Origin of the sequence: Acinetobacter lanii, from assembly GCF_011578285.1 — a bacterium.
GTDB lineage: Bacteria > Pseudomonadota > Gammaproteobacteria > Pseudomonadales > Moraxellaceae > Acinetobacter > Acinetobacter lanii.
Map to the genome: position 1 here is coordinate 1,234,462 of NZ_CP049916.1, position 21,332 is coordinate 1,255,793.

The window sequence follows — 21,332 nt, forward strand, 5'->3', positions numbered from 1 at the left end:
AAATTTTACAAGAAAAGTGCTTTATTTATTCTTAAGAGGCCTCGATCTTCCTTAGAATTTGACCCATTATAAATAAAATAAATAATCGGCTTTGTTCGATGTTTAAATCATCAACTTAGCCATTTTTTTATGTTCAAGCGCCTAATATTTAATCTTTAGCTAGGATTTTTTTTAAGTTTTTAGGATTGAAAATAGACTGAAATCACGCAGAAAAATAATACCAAACACAAAATCAGGATAAAAATTGACTCATTTGACGCAACATTTTGTTTTCTGGTCATGGAATTTTGAAGTGCAATGGATTCTTTTTAACACGATATTGAAGTAATGATAATGAAATAATTTAGTTTTACTTACATAGAGCAACATAAAAACCATACAAAGATTAAGAGATTTTTTTATGTACTTTGATCATTATTCAATAGAGGATTGTTTTTTGAGAATTTAATCAAAAAATAAACAATTTTAGGCATTACATTAGATAACGATAATTTTGATAGGGTTTGCATAAGATTCGAAAAACTTGAGTAAACACTCATTTTTTGATGAAGAACTTAATGTGAACTCTATAATGAAAAATTCTTATTATCTTGAAAAATTTTATGCTTTTATCCCGATTTCATTGCTTATTTTAACGCCTGAAGTAGTTTTTGCTCAGAACTCCAAGGATCAGAAAGAATTTGATCACAAACGTGAAAATATCGTGGTTGCGATCAAACAAGGGCAAGTAGCGTCAGGCTTGCAGCAGTTGAAATTCCTCCATCAACAACAGCCACATGACCAAAAGGTATTGGCTGATTATCTATTATTGTCATTACAACATCATTACTTTAAGCCTGAAGACGATAAATTGCTGAGTCACATTCAGTCCTCAACTTTTCCTCAATATGCACAAATTCCATTGATTAAAGGTTTGCGTGATCTGAAAAAATTTACTGAGGCATTGAGATTAACCGATGCCTTTATTGCGGTGACACCAACTCAAGCTGTGGTGGTGAAGGAGCAGGTCAATCATCTTCGGGATTTAAAACTACTCAGAGCGTTGTTGTTGGCGGAAAATCAACAAAAAGATTTGGCAAAGGCTCAGCTAAAAGATGTAGCTACAGATCAACTGAATCTAGACCAACTGATTCAGTTGTCCTACGCCTATCGGCTGGTCGGTCAACCGATTTATTCTTTAACCCTGATGCAACGGGCACAGCAAACAGCACCGAATGCAGCAAAAGTACAAGCTGAATATGCCAATGTGTTATTGGCATTGGGTGCCAATCAGCAAGCGATGAATGTGTTAAAGCAACAGCCTGAGTTGAAGGTTGATCAAGGTGTACAGCAACAAGCAGTGCTAGCACAGTTTTCCGAAAATATTCGCGATGCGATCAAAAATCAAAAGTATTTATCACGCCAAGGTGAAACGGATTTATCTAGTTTTCAACAGTTAGATCAAGTACTCGCTCAAGCTGAGAGTGTGAGAAAGCAGTTTCCGATCGGTACGCCTTTATACAATCGTTTTCAGTACGAATACATTTATGCTTTGAGCTATCGTGGACGATATCAAGAGGCAATCGATACAGCGACGGCTCTAAATCTTGGTGTTGGTCAGATGCCTGCCTATGTCCGACATGCGATCGCGGATGCGTATTTAGCCCAAAAAAAACCAGCGCAAGCAGAACGGTTGTACCGTTCTTTGCTGACTGAAAAAAATTATGCAGATATGAATCTGTATAGCGCTTTGTATTATGCCTTGATTGATCAAGAAAAATATCAACAAGCCAATCAGTTCATTCAGCAAGTCGACAAACTGATTCCGACCTTTCAGTACAGTTTGGCAAAAGGGGTCGACAAAAGAGTTCATCCCGATCGTGCTGATTACTTGGGTCTAAAGGAAACCGCACATGCTTATGCCAATCAATTGAATTTGGCGGAAAACAATCTTAAAGACATGACCGAAAAGTCGCCCAATAATGAAGACTATTTAAATGCATTGGTACGTGTGCAACGTTGGCGAGAATTACCTGAAACAGCACAAGCGACCTTGAGCCGTTTAAATGGACTTGAGCCAAAGTCGAAAACCACAAAAATTAATCAAATGCAAAATGATCAAGCGCTTGGAGATATTCAAGCGTGGCGTGAGCAGGCCGAACAACTGCATTTGTTTTATCCGACCGATAGTAGTGTGATTAAAAGTCGTAAAGAGTTGTTTGATCGCAATCGTTTTTCCATTTCTCATGACACTCGCTTTTCGAAAAGTGAAGCCAATCAAGATCAGGTTTTAGAAACTTTGAAAGGCTCTAAAGACATTGAATCATCGACGCGTATCAACTCACCGTGGTTCTCAGACAACTACCGTGCCTTTGCTCAGTATGACGACCGAATGGGGGATTATCGTGATGGCAAAATCCATGATCAGCGCATTGGACTCGGTGCTGAATGGGAGTCAAAACGTAAATCACTGAGTGTGATGGCTTCTCAACAAATTGATGGTGATCGTGCAGGTTTTGATATTGATTGGAAACAGCATTTAAATGATTTTTGGAGTTATCAACTTAACTTCACTACGCAAGCACCCGTTCCGTTACAAGCGCTGAAGCAAGATCATGATGCTAAAGGGTATGGGATTGGTTTGAATTGGCAAGCCAATGAATCTAAGAAGGCGGGACTGCAATATCAAGCGACAGACATTAGTGATGGCAACCTGCGCCAAGAACTGAGTGCGTCTTATCGTCAAACTTTATTTTTACAGCCACACCATACGACACGTGGTGGCATCTCTGCCTATTACGGCAAAAATAGTACCGATCAAGTGCCTTACTTTAGCCCTAAAAGCAGTTATAGCGTTGGGGTAGATTTGAATCATGACTGGTTAACTTGGCGCCAAGATGAACAGTCGCTGACCCAACAGTTTGCAGTGAGTACAGGATTTTACGATCAAAGCCAGCACAGTGCCAAAGCCATATTTGATCTGCGTTATTCACACCTATGGCAATTGACCCGAACTTGGGGACTACGTTATGGCGTTGGCTGGAATATGCATCCTTATGATGGCATCAATGAAAAACAATGGTATGGCAACTTCGGTTTTGAGGGGCGTTTCTAATGAAAAAACGATTTAGAGCACCCGCACTGCAAAATCAACTGCCATTCAACATGCGCTTTACAATTAAATCATTCATTCAACCGCATCCAATGACATTCAATAGATTAAAAAAAAGTTTAATGAAACAAACCAACCTTTCAAATTGCTGTGAAAAGACCAGTTCATTTGATCCATCAGCAATGCAGAAAAAAACGAATTTTTCTTTTATGCAAAAAATTGCTCTATTCCTCGGTTCACTTGTGATGAGTGTTTCGATGGCACAGGCAGAACCGAGTCAAAAAGATCATTTGCCTGAAAATACCTTTATCGGGTTGACCTTTCACAATGTACGAGATGATGTGTTAAAGCAGGGAGACAAGGACCTGTATGCTATTAACACCAGCAACTTGGTGCAATATTTTGAATGGTTAAAACAGTCCAAATGGCATCCGATCAGTTTAAAAGAGATCATGCATGCCAAACAAAGCGGTCAACCCTTGCCGGAAAACTCAGTGGTGATCAGTTTTGATGATGGTGCGCTCAGTGGTTACACCCACGTTTATCCTTTATTGAAGCAATACAAGATTCCGGCTGTATTTGCGATTGTGACCAGTTGGACTAACGGCAATACCCAAGCGCCATATGAAGCTTATGGTCAAGGCAACTTGATGAGCTGGGCACAAATGCGGGAAATGCAACAATCCGAATGGGTTGAATTTGCCAGCCATTCCGATGATTTACATAAGGGGATTTTGGCCAATCCTCAAAATAATCAGGAGCCTGCCGCACTGACCCATCAATATTTTCCTTTAGAAAAGCGTTATGAAACGGATCAAGAATATCAACAACGCATATTTCAAGATTTAGTGAAATCCAAAGCAGTATTAAAAAAAGAACTGGGCATCGACACGTTAGCTGTGATTTGGCCTTATGGCGCGGTCAGTCCGCAAGTGGAAAGAATTGCAGAACAAGCGGGCTATCCCTTGTCTTTTAGTTTAGGCATTGACAGCTTAAATCATAAGGATGATGGCACCTTTCAACGGGGACTGATCATGAACAATCCCAGTGCTGAAGATATTCGTCAGCAAATGACTGAGTTTGTGAATTATCAACATTTGGCCAATTTCGAACCTGTCCGCTCGATGGGTTTAGATTTAAAACAACTTGAAGCCAATAGCATTGATGAGGGTAATCAGAAACTCGGTTTAGCCCTTAATCAAATCAGTGCAGTAGCGAATAATGCCTTAATTGTAAATGTACTCGCTGATGAAAATCAGGATGGAGTCTATGAGCATGCGTATTTCCCAACCCAACATTTAACCGTGGCGCAAGATCTCTTAAATCGTGTGGCATGGCAGGCACGAACAAGGGTCTTTAATCGGGTTACGGCGAAACTACCGTTTTACCCTGACCCGAAACAGCCTTTATTGGTCTTAGATTTGGCTGAAGATTTGGTCAAAAATAATAAGGGCATTGATGGGATTATGCTGAATGCGGATGACCGTTTGCAGTGTTTATTGGAACAACCTACAAATACACAGACTCAAACGCTATCAGATCCTTGTCAGCAACAACTCAATCAATTGTTTGAGCTGAGTAAAGGCATTCATCAACGAACCAATCCTTATTTAAATATCAGTAACCATCAGAAATTTTCGATTCAACTGAATGTTCAACCAAGCAAAAACATTGCGGTACAACAGGCAGTGACCCAATTGCAAAAGAATTATTCGTTGATCAATTTTGAAATTGATTCGATTCATCAGCCACAGTTGTTTCAGTCATTTGTGAAAAATGTGGAAAAACTAAATCAGACCGATAAAGCCATGGTGATGGTGACCTTGAACAATCATCAGCTTAAAGACAGGCAACAGTGGCAACAACTGCAAAAAGATTTATTGCGGTTGCAGTCGGTCGGCGTGCAGAAAATCGGGATTTCTGAATACTCCTTTAACAATGCACTAAATATTCATCAATATTTGTATAAGCCGATGAGCTTAAATCCAAGTCCATTGCTGTATCGTGACCCGTTTCGTATCGAACTCAAGCAAGAGGTTAAAGCGGATATAAAATCAGATACAAAACCAAATGTTACACCCGATATTAATCAGGGAGTGAAACCATGAGTACGGTTGAAGCTCTATTTTTCTTTGCCTTTTTATATCCTTTGGTGATGGCGTGGACATGGATGATTGGCGGGATTTGGTTTTTCTTTAAATATGAGTTCCGAGATCGAAGTTTACCTGTGCCCAGTCAAGAGGGCGCAAGTATTATCATCCCTTGTTTTAACGAAGATGAGCAGGTTCGAGAAACCATTCGCTATGCTTTACAGACACAATATCCCAATTTCGAAGTGATCGCCGTGAATGATGGCAGTTCAGATCGAACCGCTGAAATTTTGGATGAACTGGCAGAGCAACATGAACGTTTGCGTGTGGTGCATCTTGCTAATAATCAAGGGAAAGCCTTCGCTTTGAAATCAGGTGCGATGGTGAGTCAATATGAATATTTGATTTGTATTGATGGGGATGCCTTATTGCATCCGCATGCGGTACTGTGGATGATGCATCATTTATTAAATTTCCGAGTCGTCGGTGCGGTGACGGGTAATCCACGGATTATTAACCGTTCAAGCATTTTAGGTAAACTCCAAGTCGGCGAGTTTTCCTCCATTATTGGTTTAATTAAACGAGCCCAGCGTACCTACGGACAAATTTTTACCGTATCAGGGGTGATTGCTGGATTCCGTAAAACCGCTTTGGCGCAAGTGGGCTTTTGGTCGCCAGATAAGATTACCGAGGATATTGATATCTCTTGGAAAATCCAAATGGAGAAATGGAAGATTCACTATGTCCCTCATGCGCTATGTTACATCTATATGCCAGAAACATTTACAGGCTTATGGAAGCAACGTGTGCGTTGGGCGCAAGGCGGGGTTGAGGTATTAAAAACCTATTTGCCCAAATTGTTCAAATTAAAATATCTCGGTATGTGGCCGGTTGCGATTGAATGTCTACTCAGTGTGATTTGGTCGTATTTAATTCTGTTCATTGTATTTCTATTTATCAGCGGTTTTTTGATTGATTATCCAACTGCATTGCAAGTGCATTCACTGATGCCGCAGTGGTATGGCGTGATTTTAGCCATGACCTGTTTAATCCAATTTTTTATCAGTTTATGGATTGATAAACGCTATGACCATCAACGATTCTTTCGCAATTATTTTTGGGTGATTTGGTACCCGATTTTCTTTTGGGTGTTGTCGGTGACAACGACGGTAGTCGCCGTGCCAAAAGCACTGTTTAATCGAAATAAACGTGCACGTTGGGTCAGCCCAGACCGTGGTTTTAAAGGAGAAGAATAATGTCCTTCAATCATCCAACCCAGATCGATCATGACAGTCATGCCATCGTCAGTGATCCAGAATTATTGGATCTGCCACAATATATTGACCAAGCTAAATTTGTACGCAATAAAAAAGGCCATCAAACCTTACAATTTGTCGGTTGGGTATTTTGGAGCTTTCTATTTATGCCGATATTCACGCTCTTGCTGTGGATTTTTCAAGGCAATCTAATTCGTAATTATATTTTTGCTGAAAAACTCAATGTGCAATTGTTAAATATCGCTTGGCTCGCCGTGTTGGTGCTAGTCTTTGGTGCGACTCTATTGTTGTGGGCGAGTTTTAACTGGATCCGCTTTCGTAAACATCATATCCAACCGATGATTGAAAATGTCAGCATCCAATCTTTAGCAAATTATTTAAAGATCAGCCCACAAGAGTTAGATGGGATGCAACATTCTAAACGGGTGGTGCTGTACTATGATGAAAATGGTGTGTTATACGATTATCAGATGAATCGGGCCTAGCTTCATCAGCAATCGCATTGAATTTATAAATAGAAAAAAGGAGCTGATCGGCTCCTTTTTTGTCTTTGACCATTTAACAGCATGAATCAATCATAGGTGGTAATGATTACATCCACGATATGTTCAACGCCTTCCATACTTTGAATGGCATCCGGAGTGATTTTGACAATCGGCCATGTGATCAATTTGCAATTGTCACGCTGCAAGGCATTGTAATAGCTGTCCGACTTAAAAAAGACTTTTCGTTCACTGGCAGAGTTGGGCATCAATTGACGTTTCAGCCAAGTGTCCGCAACTTGTGATTCAAGATAACGAATCGCCAACAGTGATTTAATTCGGTTGTTAAATAGGCGGCGGTTTTTAATCATTAAGGGATGTGAAACCAAGCGTTGCACGCCTTTTTCTGTATGCGGTAACACAAAATGCGGACGTATTTGAAAAACTTTGACAAATTCAGCCTGATCACAGATCAAGTTTAAGTGTGATACTGACATTTGATTGGCACCAATGATGGCGACTTTTAAGCCTGTAAAATCGGTGAGTTTAATGTTTTCTGCCGCAATCATTTTTCCGCTGTATTGTCCAAAGTATTCAGGCAAATTTTGGAAAAATGCATCCATGTGACTCTGATTCCTTTTTTTCATTGTTATACCTAATTGTTGTTTTAGCTGACGGCTTTCGGTTCTGCTGTTAATTCATATATCCAAGATGGTACTTGAGGTAAAGATTTTTCTGGTATCTTGTCAGTCATCGCCACCATGGCATCAATCGGTTTATGATAAAAACGATTCTTGCGATTGATCATAATTCGGGTATGTCGGTTGATAATTTGGAACCAAGGATTACGACGACCTTCAGCCGTCCGACCAGCAATGCGTTCGAATTTATTCATTGCGGCATAAAGCTTTTCTTCAGGTAGACCCAATTTCATCACGTTATCCCGCATTTTATTCAGTAGCGGTAAATACGCCAAAATGCCTAACATCAAACGTGGATCCATAATTCGAGCCGCCATTTGACTGAGTTCGATGAAGGTTTTGTTAAACCCTTGTGCTTCCATCACACTAAAGCCGACGCCTAAATGACGTGCTTCATCCCCATTGATCAGCTCAAAGGCTTGGTGACACACCGGATCATCGACGGTATCGAGTAAAAAAGTACACAGTGCGCCGTCAAGTGCCACTTCAAGCATTGGAATAACTGCCCCTAAAATATAAAAGGGCATATCATCGGCATAGGTATCGAGCCATTCAATAATTAAGCGAAGATTTTTATTGGGTTTTGGCACATCGCCGTCTAACATGCCCCAACGTTTCATCAAAGCCATTTCTGCATTGGCATGACGTTGTTCTTCAGCATGAAAAATCGCATACATTTCGCATAAGGTGTCAGTGGGCGCTTTTTTGGACATGGCTGAAAAGGCACGTGCACCGACATGTTCAATCCACATCAGATCTGCCATAAAATCTTTAAGCTTTGGCCATTGCTCGGCAGTCACTAACTCACGACCGGGCGCATCCCAATCAATATCAGACAAGGTCCATTGGGTATTTTTCACTTTCTCAAGCATTTTTTCTAAGTCGATTGAAGCCATCACATTGTCCCAAACAAACAGGTTTGATCAGAAGTCTATGCTTTATAAATGTGATGTAATTTGCAAAAACGCTTAATGTGTTTTGGCGAAAATTGCTAACTGACTAATGCTTTGATTTTGAAAATTTTATAAAGATATCGAGTGTTTGGATTTTTGTAAGTTTAGTCATTTCAGGACAAGACTTATCTGCAATAAAAACAGATTGTTAGACATATATTCTGAAATTATAAAAATAAAGCGCTGATTGTCAACGCTTATATCTGGGTTAGATTCTGATGAGGATGTTGATTTATTCTAAAGGTGCATCGAGATCCAATTTTTTTGTCTCAACATATGTATTGCTGAGAGGGATTTCACCCGACTCATGCGTGCGCAAATATTCAAGATCACGAATATTTTTTTGCACCGCCACCGCACCAAATAAACTGAGTAAAAACGCCATCATATAAAAGCCTTTTTCACTGAGCAGTAAACTGGCATTCCATAGCCCCATCGCCAATAACGCCACACAGACCACGATCGACACCCAACATAGCGCATAATAAATCGGAGTCACTTGTAAACCTTCTAATTTATCGCGCACCACTTTTTGTAAAGAGACGGAGGCAAACAGGGCATACAGCAACACCACTAAATAGTAGCCTTTTTCATTGAGTTGCATATCGGCATTGAAGAGTCCGATCAGATAGGCCACTGCACCTGCAATGAGGGCAAGCCAACTGGCAGCAATAAAAGCGGAGGAGGGTTTGTTAATATAATGATTCATATGATGATCCAATATTATTTTTGATTATTATCAATTTTGAAATTTAAGTTTTTTATGATTGTTTATGCTGATTAAAGCATTTCTCAGTTGCATTATGCCTGATTTACAGCACATCGCAAATCATGGCAATTTAAATCCAATGTTTGTGGTGCATGCATTGAAAATTTTGTGGTGAGCGATATATAAAAAGCCCAATCGATGATTGGGCCTTTCACAGATCAAAACGGGTGAAGATGAATCATACTTTCAGTTTTAAACTTAAATATTAAGCATTACGCAATTGCATCAACAACTCAAAATTACGAATGCGTTTTTCAGTGTCATAAATATCACAAGTGAAAATGAATTCATCGACATCGTAAGGCACTAACAACTGCTCTAAACCTTGCTTCACGGTGTCTGGTGAACCAATTTGTGCCATGGCATAGAAATTATCGACTGACATTTTCTCAGCTTGATTCCATAAACCATCCATAGATTCAACAGGCGGTTTGAGTTTTAAGCTTTGACCTCGCATTAAGCCCAAAACACGCTGATAGGCACTGGTCGCTAAATATTCAGCTTCTTCATCCGTGTCAGCAACCACTGTCGGCACGCCCATAGACACATAAGGTTTATCTAAATACGCAGAGGGTTGAAAGTTTTCACGGTACAGTTTGATCGCTTGACCGAGCATACGGGGTGCGAAATGCGATGCAAAAGAATAAGGCAAACCAAGCTGTGCCGCTAATTGTGCACTGAATAAACTTGAACCCAATAGCCAAACAGGTACATGAGTGCCTTGACCCGGTGTCGCAGTAATGCGTTGATTCGGTTCGGCATCATCAAAATATCCTAAGATCTCAACTACATCTCGTGGAAATTGATCTTCTGTTTCTTGACGGCCACGACGTAGCGCACGCATGGTGACTTGATCTGTGCCGGGCGCACGCCCTAAACCGAGTTCAACGCGGTTGGGATATAAAGTGGCTAGGGTACCAAATTGTTCTGCGACTACTAATGGCGCATGGTTGGGTAACATGATCCCGCCTGAACCGACTTTTAAAGTTTCGGTATTGGCTAAAATATAGCCCAACAACACCGCAGTGGCAGAGCTTGCGATACCATCCATATTGTGGTGTTCCGCAAGCCATAAACGTTCATAGCCTAATGTTTCAATACGTTGCGCCAATTCCAAAGCATGTTTTAATGAAAATTCTACGCTTTTATCATCACGCACTGGTGCAAGTTCAAGAATCGAAAATTTGGTTTCTTTTAAGCTTCGCATACACATGCTCAATCAAATATATTGCTTAGATCATACGACTTAGCCCGATCTTTGTATATCGAAAATTTACGATATAGTCTATTTATCTTATCAGGAGATATACTGATTTCGATTCAAGACTTCCAATGCATAGGACACGCCACTGCTTTGAAATGTCTTTAAGTACAACAAAAAAGCACCGCTGAGGGGTGCTTTTTTTGTTGATCTATCTGTTTTCAATCATGAAACATGATCGATTAACGACGATTTTTCTTATTTTTACTCCAGCCTAAATGGCGACCATTGTCATGACGGTCATCATAATAGCGGTCGTTTGAACGATAATTAGAACCACGGTAACCACCACGGTTGTCGTAACGATCGTATCGGTCATCATAGCGACGGTCTTCAGAGACCTTTTTACCTAGCACACCACCACCGGCAGCACCTAACGCTGAACCAATGTAACCACCATTGCTACCGCCCATGCTTTTACCGACGCTATAACCACCGACTCCACCTAAGCCTGCACCAATGGCAGCACCGGTACGGTCACGTTTATTTGCAGAGACTGCAGCACCACCGGCACCGCCCAAAGCAGAACCAATCATGGCGCCGGTATTACCACCCATATTTTTACCCACTGCGGTACCGACGACACTACCGAGTGCAGAGGTCAGCGCGACATTGGTATTGTTACCTGCATAAGTACTGGTTACGGTAATAGCTGAAGTGGCGATCAGTGTTGCCATCAACATTGTATTCATTTTCATGGCAGAATCCTTTAGAGCTTTTTTAATATCTTGAGCACACTGTATCGAAACATTTGGAAATGATAATGGATATGGTGTTAACGCATTGTAGGTTTTTCCTACCGAATGTAATGATTGTGAGTAGGTAAAAATGGATGGGTTTTAAGCAATTCATATATGCATATAAAAAAAAGCACCCGAAGGTGCTTATAAAAGGAGTAATGATGTAATTTTAGTGTGATTCAATATTTAAAATTAACGACGGTTATAGCGGCGGTTGTAACGGTCATCATAACGACGGTCTTCAGAGACTTTTTTACCTAACACACCACCCCCAGCAGCACCTAAAGCTGAACCAATGTAACCCCCATTGGTACCACCCATGCTTTTACCTACGCTATAACCACCCACGCCACCTAAGCCTGCACCAATGGCAGCACCGGTACGGTCACGTTTATTTGCAGAAACTGCTGCACCACCTGCACCACCCAAAGCTGAACCAATCATGGCACCCGTATTACCACCGATGTTTTTACCTACGGCAGTACCTACTACGCTACCTAGTGCAGATGTTAATGCAACATTGGTATTGTTTCCTGCTTGAGTAGCTGTTGCAGTAATTGCTGAAGTAGCTAAAACAGATGCGATAAGGATAGAGTTAAACTTCATGACCGACTCCTTGGAGAGGTTGTATTTATCTGATGTGATTAGTATAGAAATAAATGTGGAAATGAGCATGGAGGCTACGTGTGGTTTTGTAAATTTTATCTTCTTAATTTATTCATATTCTTTAAAATCAAGGGTTTTTGATTGTTTTTTCATCAAAATACAGCCTTGGTCATTGGTTGGGGGAGCGATACATTGTAGAAATATGAAAGTAGAAAGATGAAAAAGATCGAGGTTGAATATAAATCTATATGGAATGGCAAATGGATTTGAAACGAAATGCGATATATCCAAAATGTTTGAATATTGGGTTTTAAATAATAAAAAGGTATAGCAATCTGCAACTGGGTTTTATTGGGATAGCATGAATATAGTAATCAAATATAGTCATCAAACATACGTGTATACAATCTAAAGCAATGAAGTCCCAATCGCTAAGAATCATATAGAAAGCAAAAAAGCATCCGAAGATGCTTTTGCGTGTAACTCATGCGGGATGAAATCTAACTCAATTTCACCGCTCATATAAGTTAAAGTTTTGAATGCTTAGTTACGGTGTTTGCGGTGTTTACGATATTTACGGTTGTCAGCGTCTTTATCTTTAGACACTTTATTACCTAGAGCTGCACCACCCGCAGCGCCAAGTGCTGAACCAATGTAACCACCATTGCTACCGCCCATGCTTTTACCGACTGTATAACCCGCACCGCCACCTAAAGCACCACCAATCGCAGATTCAGTACGGTTACGTTTATTACTTGCAACCGCTGCACCACCTGCACCACCAAGAGCTGCACCAATGGTTGCACCTGTCGTGCCACCCATGTTTTTACCTAAAGCTGTACCTGCTACGCTGCCGAGCGCACTTGCTGCAGCAACACGCGCAGTACTGTCTGCATGGGCATTGATAGCCACCATTGAAGAAGTAGCTAAAGTCGCACTCACTAAAAGGGCATTTAATTTCATGGTTCACTCCATGTCCAAGTAGGTGGACTGTTGTAATTGAATTCGATGAGGCAAATGTAACAAAAACTTTAGTCAACATTGTGGAGAACTGCGCTTAGAGTTTTGCAGTTTGGTATCTCAATGTTAGTTTTATATTAAAAACGTAGAAAAAATACGCATGCTGATGCTTTTGTTTGATGCTTAACAGTATGCACCCGATTAGAGCAATTGACAAAGTATTCATACATGATTGAAAACGCATTTTCTTTTGAATAGATGATCCATTGGATTGATTGTAGCTTAGATATGTCTTTTAGTGATTAGACTCGGTAAACTATGCACAATTTTTAGAATTTGCTTACCGTCTCTAGCTTAGAGCGATTGGGTAAGTCTTAACTTGAGATCTTATTTAAAATGAAAGAATCGTTAAGATTACGATTAGACCAACTCTGTGATCGACATGAAGAGTTAGAAGCATTATTGGCTGATGTGGAAGTGATTTCAGACAATAAACGCTTCCGTAACTTGTCTCGTGAGCATAATGATTTAACTGAAATTACTAGTGTTTGGAAGAAATATACCCAAGCAGAACAGGACATTGAAACCGCTGAAGCGATGCTATCTGATCCTGACTTTAAGGAAATGGCTCAGGAAGAGATTCAAGAAAATAAAGCTTTAATCAGCTCACTTGAAGCTGACTTGAATATTTTAATGATTCCGAAAGATCCGAATGATGCCAACTCGGCTTATTTAGAAATTCGTGCAGGAACAGGTGGTGACGAAGCTGCGATTTTCTCAGGTGACTTATATCGTATGTATAGTAAATATGCTGAATCGCAAGGTTGGCGTATTGAAGTACTGTCTGAAAATGAAGGCGAGCATGGTGGCTATAAAGAAGTCATTTGCTTGGTCAATGGTGAAGGCGTTTACGGTCGCTTGAAATTTGAAAGTGGTGCGCATCGTGTACAACGTGTGCCTGCAACTGAATCTCAAGGTCGTGTGCATACATCTGCATGTACTGTAGCAATTTTGCCTGAAATTGATGTGGATACCACAGTCGATATTAATCCATCTGATTTACGTATTGATACCTACCGTGCCTCAGGTGCAGGTGGTCAGCATATTAACAAAACCGACTCTGCGGTCCGTATTACCCATCTTCCAACAGGCACCGTAGTGGAATGTCAGGACGAACGTTCACAGCATAAAAACAAAGCCAAAGCGATGGCTTTATTGGCATCACGTTTAGAAAATGCCAAACGTGCTGCGGCTGATGCGGCAACTTCTGAAATGCGCCGTGATTTGGTCGGTTCAGGGGATCGTTCAGAACGTATTCGTACTTATAACTATCCGCAAGGGCGGATGACCGACCATCGTATTAATTTAACTTTGTATAAGTTAGATGCCGTGATGGAAGGGGATTTAACCGAACTTTTAGACAGTTTACATCGTGAATATCAAGCCGATCAGTTGGCAATGCTCGCACAACAGAATGGTGGTTAATTGAATATTGCACAGGCTTTGGCCTTACGTGGTGAAGCAGAAAGTTATGAGCGCCAAGAAAATGCGTGGTTGCTCGAACACATTACCAAAATTGATTCTTTTGATTTGGTGATGAAAAAAGACAAAGAGCTGACAGCTGAGCAAGAACAAGCTTATGTTGAGGGCTTAAAGCGTATCGAAGCAGGTGAACCCTTAGCTTATGTCACCGGTTCACAGCCATTTTGGACACTGGATTTAAAAGTGACAAAAGATACTTTGGTGCCTCGTCCAGATACTGAAGTGCTGGTTGAAACGGTATTGCATCTCGATTTACCTCAAGATGCACGTATTGTGGATATGGGCACAGGCACAGGCGCGATCGCATTATCGCTAGCCAGTGAACGACCTGAGTGGGAAGTGACCGCAACTGATATTTATGCACCGACGCTTGAAGTGGCAAAATTTAATGCGGCGGCGCATGATTTAAATCATGTCAAATTTGCATTGGGCAGTTGGTTTAAAGCCTTAGAGAAAAATCAGTTCTTCGATGTGATTGTGTCGAATCCACCGTATATCGATCCGCAAGATAAGCACATGAAGGACTTAGCTTCTGAGCCGCGTCGTGCGTTGGTGGCTGGAAATAACGGTTTGGCTGATATTGAATTTATTATCCAAAACGGTAAGAAATGGCTGACTGCGAATGGTTGGATCGCACTTGAACATGGTTATGATCAAGCAGGCGTGGTGTACCAATTGTTTAAAAAGTATGGCTATAAAGATGTGCGTACGGTGAAGGATTACGGTGGTAATAATCGTGTAACATTGGGATGTTCTAAATAGTTTTAGAGCTTCTTATGCATTTAAGTATTCAAAAAGCGACTATCAATAGTCGCTTTTTTTTAGCTCTTTAATGATAGACAGAATGGGTTGCTCACCTAAACGATGACTTTATTTAATGGAATAGTCATGAATTTGTTTGGGCAGAAACAGTCACTTTATTTGATATTTTATGACTTGTTGTTTCATCAATTTGTGCATATATTTTATACATCCATAAATCAATCAAAACAACGGAACAAAGAATGAAAATTCAAGGAAAGGTATTTGTCGTCACCGGTGGTGCATCAGGTTTGGGTGCAGCTACAGCAACCTATCTCGTGGAGCAGGGTGCGAAAGTGATTATGGTCGATATGAACCAGAGTCTCGGTGAGGAACTCCAACACAGCTTAGGTGAGCAGTCAAAATTCGTAGCGTTGGATGTCACTGATGAAAGCGCCGTTGAACGCTTCTTTCAACACTTAGAAACGGATTATGGTCAACTGAATGGTCTAATCAACTGTGCAGGCATTGGACCTTCGGCAAAAGTGTTGGGACGAGATGGCATTCATGAATTGGCATTGTTCCAAAAAGTGCTCAACATTAATGTCACCGGTACATTCAATATGCTGCGTTTCGCAGCTCAATTGATTGCGAAATATGAATTAACAGACGGTGAACAAGACCGAGGTGTGATTGTAAATACTGCATCCGTTGCTGCTTTCGATGGTCAAATAGGTCAGTCGGCTTATGCAGCATCAAAAGGTGCAGTGGTCGCGATGACCCTACCTTTGGCACGAGAGTTAGCGCGTGACGCCATTCGTGTGATGACCATTGCACCGGGAATTATGGAAACCCCAATGCTCAAAGGCTTGCCACAAAATGTCCAAGACTCGCTGGGGCAAATGGTGCCGTTTCCACCACGCTTAGCACGACCTGAAGAATTTGCACATTTGGTGGGTCATATTATTGAAAATGAATATTTAAATGGTGAAGTGATTCGTCTAGATGGTGCAATTCGTATGGCACCAAAGTGATTCAGCGTAGGGCAATCAAAGGGCGATCTTTTTAGATCGCTTTTTTAATTCGTGTCTAACATTTAAACAACCATAAGCCAATAATTCTTAGCTCAAAAGAGCTAGATACATAAAAGCATATAAGCTATTTAGTTTTAGCGAATACCATGCTCAAATAAACGCATTTTTGTATAAAATGCCGTAAAGGATGCCATTGTGGATGACGAATTAGAGCTAGACTTGAGCGAAGCGGAAATGCAGCTTTATTCTCGCCAAATCTTATTGGATGGTTGGGATATAGAGGCGCAGGAAAAGCTCAAACTTGCCAATGTGCTGATTGTGGGCTGTGGCGGCATTGGCTGTACCACCGCTGAGCTTTTGGCTAGAGCTGGGGTAGGTCGAATCACTTTAATTGATGCAGATACGATTGAAATCAGTAATCTACAACGCCAAATTGGCTTTACCCAACAAGATATCGGTTACTACAAATCCGAAGTATTGGCGAAACGCCTAAAACAGATTAACCCGTATATTGAAGTTGAATTCTTTACTGAACAACTCTCTTCAAGCAATGCTGTGCACTTAATTGCTGCACAAGATTTAGTTTTGGATGGTTGCGATAATTTTGAAACACGTTATTTGGTCAATGCGCAGTGTAAAGCTTTAAATGTCGCATTGATTAGTGCCTCAGCGATTGGCTTTAAAGGTCAATTGTTTATGGTTGCTGGAGATTCAGCCTGCTATGAATGTTTATTTCCCAAAAGGCAATTTTCCGATGAATCGGTGAGTTGTACAGAAACAGGGGTTTTGGCGACGACACCGAATGTGATTGCCAGTTTACAAGCGCATCATGCCTTATTGTATTTGGGTTTAAATCAAATGCCACTGCTGTATACGTTGTTGTTATGGGAGGGCTTAACCATGCGACAACGCTTTTTAAGATTTGATCATGACAGCAATTGCCCAATCTGTCAGGCAACATCATCCGCAAATGCTGTTTAATTTGCTACACTCAAACTAATTCAATGCTATATCAGACATTATGAAAAACAATATTTGGTTAGATGGACTGCGTTCAGTTGCCCGTGTTGGGGAAACTGCCGTAATTGCGGCCAAGGCGGGCTTTAAATACGCCACAGAAAAACCAAGCAATGCAAAATTGATGCGTGAAACCTTTGAATCTTTAGGTTCAACTTATATCAAGCTCGGTCAATTTATTGCCAGTACGCCGTCGTTGTTTCCACGCGAGTATGTGGAAGAGTTTCAAGGCTGTTTAGATCAAACCCCAAGTTTGCCATTTAGTTATGTGCAAGGGGTATTGGCTTCAGAATTTGCCGGTCGTGATTTGAGCGAAATTTTTGCTTCAATCGATGAAACGCCTTTGGCATCAGCATCGATTGCACAAGTGCATGCAGCGAAACTGACCACGGGTGAAGATGTGGTGATTAAAGTGCAAAAACCAGGGGTAGAAACCATTCTCTATACCGACTTAAATGTATTGCACTGGGCGACCAAAATCTTAGAAAAAGCTGTACCGAAAGTGAAATTTGCCTCACTTGCGGATATTGTGGAAGAGATCAAAACACGCATGGTACGTGAGGTTGATTTTATTGAAGAAGCGCAAAACCTCGATGACTTTGTGAATTATTTGAATGTGTCACAAAATCTAGCCGCGACTGCACCGAAAGTTTATCACCATTTTTCTACGCGTCGTGTACTAACCATGGAGCGTTTCTATGGTGTACCGTTAACCGATTTTGATGTAGTTAAAAAACTGTCCAAGGACCCATCGCAAGTGCTGATTACTGCAATGAACACTTGGTTCGGTAGTCTGATGATGTGCAAGAGCTTCCATGCCGATTTACATGCTGGCAATCTGATGCTACTTGAAGATGGTCGCGTCGGCTTTATCGATTTCGGGATCGTGGGACAACTCAAGCCTGAAGTATGGACCGCTAGCATTGCCTTTATGGATGCATTGCAAAAAACCGATTATGCGGTGATGGCAGAAAATATGCTGAAAATGGGCATGACTGATCGCAAAATTGATACGCAAGTCTTGGCAACAGATTTGGAACGTTTATTTAGTGGTGTGTTAACGGCAGATCCGCAGCAAATTTTGTCGACCAATCCCGCAGATTTAAATGAGATCATGATGGATATGGTGGGTGTGGGTGAACGTCATGGCATTCGCTTCCCACGTGATTTTGCCTTGCTGTTTAAACAAATGTTGTATTTTGATCGCTTCATGCGCATTCTTGCACCGTATACCGATATTTATGCCGATCAGCGTTTGCAAATGATTCAAAATATTGACCCAGCGACATTGCTGAAAAATTAATTTTTTATTTTTTTAGAATCCCCCTAAATCCCCCTTTTTAAAGGGGGACTTTAAAAGCTCCTCCCTTTTTTAAAGGGAGGTTGGGAGGGATTCAAATTATTTATTTTAAGGTTAAGCTATGGACGCCATCATTATTGAAGGCTTAAAAGTTGAAACAGTGGTGGGATGTTTCAATTGGGAACGTCAAATCATGCAACCGTTGTTGTTAGATTTGACCATACACACCGACCTAGAAAAAGCTTCAAATTCAGATGCTTTGGCTGATACCTTGAACTATGCTGAAATTTGCGAGATTTCGGCCAAAGTGATTCAAGACGCCAAGCCAGAATTGATTGAACATGCTGCAAAGTTGGTCATCAACGCGCTTTTTACTACCTTTGCCGCCATAGAATCTATTATTATCACTATTCGTAAGCCTGCCATTATCGCGCAAGCAAATTCAGTAGGAATTCGTCTTGAACGACACCGCAACGATCTTCGCCTTAGCGCTAGCGAGTAATCAGAATCCTGAGCAGCATTTTAAAACCGCATTTCAGCAGCTTTCCAAGCTCGGAAAAGCTGAATTTTCTTCGATTTATCTGATTCCATGTCGTGATGGTGTGGGCGCAGATTATTGGAATGCTGCTTGTCTATTGAGATGTGATCAAAGCGTTTCAGCACTTTCATCTGTGCTCAAACACATGGAAGCTGATTCCGGACGGGTGCGACCATCGCATCAGATTTCACTGGATATTGATTTGATTGCGTGGGGTACAGATTTAACAGATATGCAGCTAAATCCCAAGAAATTACCTTTGGCGTTAGATGTCAAGATTCCGCTGTATGAGTTATGGCATCACGCTGAATTTAAAACAGAGGTGAGTTTTCCCCAAGTTCAAGTCGCTCTTTCAAACAGCACTTTGGGTTGAATGGACATGATCAGCACTTGTTTATCAGGTCATGAATCCTACCGTCATGATTAAAGATAATCGTTTTGCGCATTAAAATGCACAACTAATCGGTTTATGATGCTAATGCGAGATTGTTTCGGGCTTTGAATTAATCGGCTAAAGCATCTTGCATCATACAAAAAGGCGTTGTCTGAGGAGAGCGTCTTTTTGGGTTACACAGCGGGTTAAATTTAGGGAAAAATGTGTGTCCGAAATTGATATTAAAATTTTAAAAATATTTCTGTATGTGTATAAATTTAAAAATGTGTCTATCGCAGCGCGTGAGTTAGAACTGAGTCAGCCGGCCGTGAGTAATTTACTCAATAAACTGCGTAAATATTATGATGATCCGTTATTTATTCGTGTCGATAATGAAATGCGTCCAACGGAATTGGCGATTCAACTGTTACCCATGGTGTCGAATTTAATCAATAATTTTCATGAAATTTGTCAGCACCGAGAGCATTTTAATCATTTTGAGTCGCAAAAAATTTACAATATCGCCATGACAGATGTAGCACATCTAGTGTTGTTGCCACAAATTTCTAATTATTTAAAAGACCATGCACCTCAAATGCAATTGAATGTGCATTCCATCAAACCGCAAAGTCTAGATTTATTGAAGGATGGCACGCTTGATTTGATTGTGGGCTATTATGAACAATTGGATGATTATTTCTATCAGCAAAAACTGTTTGAGCAACATTTTGTGGTGATTGCATCGAAAGATCATCCACGGCTGAATCCTGAGTTAATTCAGCAACAAAAAATCAGTTTAGAACAGTATTTGGCTGAAAAGCATATTGAAGTTGAAGTCGGAGCAGGGCATTTTTCTTTTGAACGGCATATTGGGCAATTGGGCATTCGCCGTCATAAAGTGATGAGTTTACCGAGTTATTTGGGCGTGGGTTTGGTGGTGCAACAGTCGGATGCGATTGCGACTGTGCCTTATTATTTAAGTGAAGTGCTGTTGGCGCGGGGCAATCTACAAATTTTAGAATTACCGCCTGAGTTTCCAAGTTATTCCATTAAACAGTTTTGGTATATCTCCAGTCATAATCAAAAAAGCCATCAATGGATTCGCCAAGTCTTTTATGAAAATTTAAAAGATATGAATATGCAACCCAATAAGCAAAAGCCCTGAATCATCAGGGCTTTGTTGTCTTAAAAACAGTCTTCAAAATCTTATTTGAACACGTCTTAAATAAAGTAACTGGTTTTGGTCATGAGCTTAGAAATGCCTGTCATGGCAATACGCACCGGATAAGGCAAATCGACACCGCCTGCGTTGAGTGCAGTATCCCGATGATGGAGTTCATCTTCATTCATTTGCATCAAAATTTTACGTGAACGCTCATCTTGCTCAGGCAACTGACGTAAATGATCTTGCAAATGCTGGCTGACTTGACGCTCAGTTTCAGCCACAAAACCTAAGCTGTACTTATCGCCTGCAATCCCGGCAATTGCACCCATCCCAAAAGACAAACCGTACCAAACTGGATTCAGAAGACTGGTATGGCTGTCCAATTCTTTTAAGCGATCTTCGCACCATGCCAAATGGTCTTGTTCTTCAATCGCGGCAGATTCCATTTCGCGACGAACATTGGGCAATTTTGCCGTTAAAGCCTGACCATGATATAGCGCCTGCGCACAGACTTCACCACTGTGATTGACCCGCATTAAACCTGCAACATGACGGGCTTCGGTCACTGCCAATTGAGTTTCGGCATCGACACTTGGGTTCTCACGCTGTGCTGAGGTGGTTCCGGGCACAAGGCTACGCAATGCTTGATCAAAAGAATGAATAAATTTGTCTAAACCGGTGTATTGACGCAT

20 protein-coding genes are annotated in these 21,332 nt (G+C 40.9%); 12 read left to right on the plus strand and 8 right to left on the minus strand.

Annotated elements, in window-relative coordinates; translation table 11 throughout:
* Positions 1-571 precede the first annotated feature (571 nt).
* From pgaA to pgaD, 4 genes are all read left to right on the plus strand, one after another.
* Entirely contained in the window at positions 572-3,094 is a 2,523-nt protein-coding gene (pgaA, locus tag G8D99_RS05730; protein ID WP_166323440.1) for a poly-beta-1,6 N-acetyl-D-glucosamine export porin PgaA, read from the plus strand.
* Positions 3,095-3,300: 206 nt separating this feature from the next.
* The gene (gene pgaB / locus G8D99_RS05735; protein ID WP_166323442.1) at positions 3,301-5,199 is read left to right on the plus strand and encodes a poly-beta-1,6-N-acetyl-D-glucosamine N-deacetylase PgaB; all 1,899 of its coding nucleotides are present in this window, start codon (positions 3,301-3,303) and stop codon (positions 5,197-5,199) included.
* The gene (pgaC, locus tag G8D99_RS05740; protein ID WP_166323444.1) at positions 5,196-6,437 is read left to right on the plus strand and encodes a poly-beta-1,6-N-acetyl-D-glucosamine synthase; all 1,242 of its coding nucleotides are present in this window, start codon (positions 5,196-5,198) and stop codon (positions 6,435-6,437) included. The genes pgaB and pgaC overlap by 4 nt, the downstream gene beginning before the upstream one ends.
* The gene (gene pgaD / locus G8D99_RS05745; protein ID WP_166323446.1) at positions 6,437-6,943 is read left to right on the plus strand and encodes a poly-beta-1,6-N-acetyl-D-glucosamine biosynthesis protein PgaD; all 507 of its coding nucleotides are present in this window, start codon (positions 6,437-6,439) and stop codon (positions 6,941-6,943) included. The genes pgaC and pgaD overlap by 1 nt, the downstream gene beginning before the upstream one ends.
* A gap of 86 nt (positions 6,944-7,029) precedes the next feature.
* Here the strand turns inward: pgaD and G8D99_RS05750 are convergent, their stop codons facing one another.
* The 7 genes from G8D99_RS05750 to G8D99_RS05780 all read right to left on the minus strand — a co-directional run bounded on the left by G8D99_RS05750 (position 7,030) and on the right by G8D99_RS05780 (position 12,933).
* On the minus strand, positions 7,030-7,587 hold the full coding sequence (locus G8D99_RS05750; RefSeq protein WP_166323448.1) for an NAD(P)/FAD-dependent oxidoreductase: 558 nt from the start codon (positions 7,585-7,587) through the stop codon (positions 7,030-7,032).
* 20 nt (positions 7,588-7,607) lie between these two features.
* Entirely contained in the window at positions 7,608-8,537 is a 930-nt protein-coding gene (locus G8D99_RS05755; RefSeq protein WP_166323450.1) for a ferritin-like domain-containing protein, read from the minus strand.
* A gap of 289 nt (positions 8,538-8,826) precedes the next feature.
* Positions 8,827-9,303, minus strand: coding sequence for an inner membrane protein YiaA (gene yiaA, locus G8D99_RS05760; RefSeq protein ID WP_166323452.1), 477 nt, complete (start codon positions 9,301-9,303; stop codon positions 8,827-8,829).
* Positions 9,304-9,568: 265 nt separating this feature from the next.
* Complete coding sequence (locus tag G8D99_RS05765; protein ID WP_166323454.1) at positions 9,569-10,570, minus strand: LLM class flavin-dependent oxidoreductase; 1,002 nt, start codon at positions 10,568-10,570, stop codon at positions 9,569-9,571.
* 236 nt (positions 10,571-10,806) lie between these two features.
* The gene (locus G8D99_RS05770) at positions 10,807-11,322 is read right to left on the minus strand and encodes a hypothetical protein (RefSeq protein WP_166323456.1); all 516 of its coding nucleotides are present in this window, start codon (positions 11,320-11,322) and stop codon (positions 10,807-10,809) included.
* A gap of 234 nt (positions 11,323-11,556) precedes the next feature.
* Positions 11,557-11,970: a hypothetical protein gene (locus G8D99_RS05775; RefSeq protein ID WP_166323458.1), complete on the minus strand. Its 414-nt coding sequence runs from the start codon at positions 11,968-11,970 to the stop codon at positions 11,557-11,559.
* A 543-nt stretch (positions 11,971-12,513) separates the two neighbouring features.
* Complete coding sequence (locus G8D99_RS05780) at positions 12,514-12,933, minus strand: glycine zipper domain-containing protein (RefSeq protein WP_166323460.1); 420 nt, start codon at positions 12,931-12,933, stop codon at positions 12,514-12,516.
* A gap of 393 nt (positions 12,934-13,326) precedes the next feature.
* Here G8D99_RS05780 and prfA point away from each other — a divergent pair, with 393 nt between their 5' ends.
* The 8 genes from prfA (at position 13,327) to G8D99_RS05820 (ending at position 20,640) form a co-directional block, all read left to right on the plus strand.
* A complete protein-coding gene (gene prfA, locus G8D99_RS05785) occupies positions 13,327-14,415 on the plus strand; it encodes a peptide chain release factor 1 (protein WP_166323462.1) in 1,089 nt (362 codons plus the stop codon).
* Positions 14,416-15,234: a peptide chain release factor N(5)-glutamine methyltransferase gene (gene prmC / locus G8D99_RS05790; RefSeq protein WP_166323464.1), complete on the plus strand. Its 819-nt coding sequence runs from the start codon at positions 14,416-14,418 to the stop codon at positions 15,232-15,234.
* A 242-nt stretch (positions 15,235-15,476) separates the two neighbouring features.
* Positions 15,477-16,247, plus strand: a complete 771-nt coding sequence (locus G8D99_RS05795) for a 3-hydroxyacyl-CoA dehydrogenase (protein ID WP_166323466.1) — start codon at positions 15,477-15,479, stop codon at positions 16,245-16,247.
* 234 nt (positions 16,248-16,481) lie between these two features.
* Complete coding sequence (locus G8D99_RS05800; RefSeq protein WP_166327571.1) at positions 16,482-17,228, plus strand: HesA/MoeB/ThiF family protein; 747 nt, start codon at positions 16,482-16,484, stop codon at positions 17,226-17,228.
* Between the two features lie 40 nt (positions 17,229-17,268).
* Complete coding sequence (locus tag G8D99_RS05805) at positions 17,269-18,567, plus strand: ABC1 kinase family protein (RefSeq protein WP_166323468.1); 1,299 nt, start codon at positions 17,269-17,271, stop codon at positions 18,565-18,567.
* A 118-nt stretch (positions 18,568-18,685) separates the two neighbouring features.
* Positions 18,686-19,066 (plus strand): dihydroneopterin aldolase, encoded by a 381-nt coding sequence (gene folB / locus G8D99_RS05810; protein ID WP_166323470.1) that lies wholly within the window; start codon positions 18,686-18,688, stop codon positions 19,064-19,066.
* Positions 19,023-19,475, plus strand: coding sequence for a 2-amino-4-hydroxy-6-hydroxymethyldihydropteridine diphosphokinase (locus G8D99_RS05815; protein ID WP_166323472.1), 453 nt, complete (start codon positions 19,023-19,025; stop codon positions 19,473-19,475). Before folB ends, G8D99_RS05815 begins: the two co-directional genes overlap by 44 nt.
* A 226-nt stretch (positions 19,476-19,701) precedes the next feature.
* Positions 19,702-20,640, plus strand: a complete 939-nt coding sequence (locus tag G8D99_RS05820; RefSeq protein WP_166323474.1) for a LysR family transcriptional regulator — start codon at positions 19,702-19,704, stop codon at positions 20,638-20,640.
* 56 nt (positions 20,641-20,696) lie between these two features.
* On the opposite strand, the gene coq7 is transcribed toward G8D99_RS05820, so the two are convergent.
* The gene (gene coq7 / locus G8D99_RS05825; protein ID WP_166323476.1) at positions 20,697-21,332 is read right to left on the minus strand and encodes a 2-polyprenyl-3-methyl-6-methoxy-1,4-benzoquinone monooxygenase; all 636 of its coding nucleotides are present in this window, start codon (positions 21,330-21,332) and stop codon (positions 20,697-20,699) included.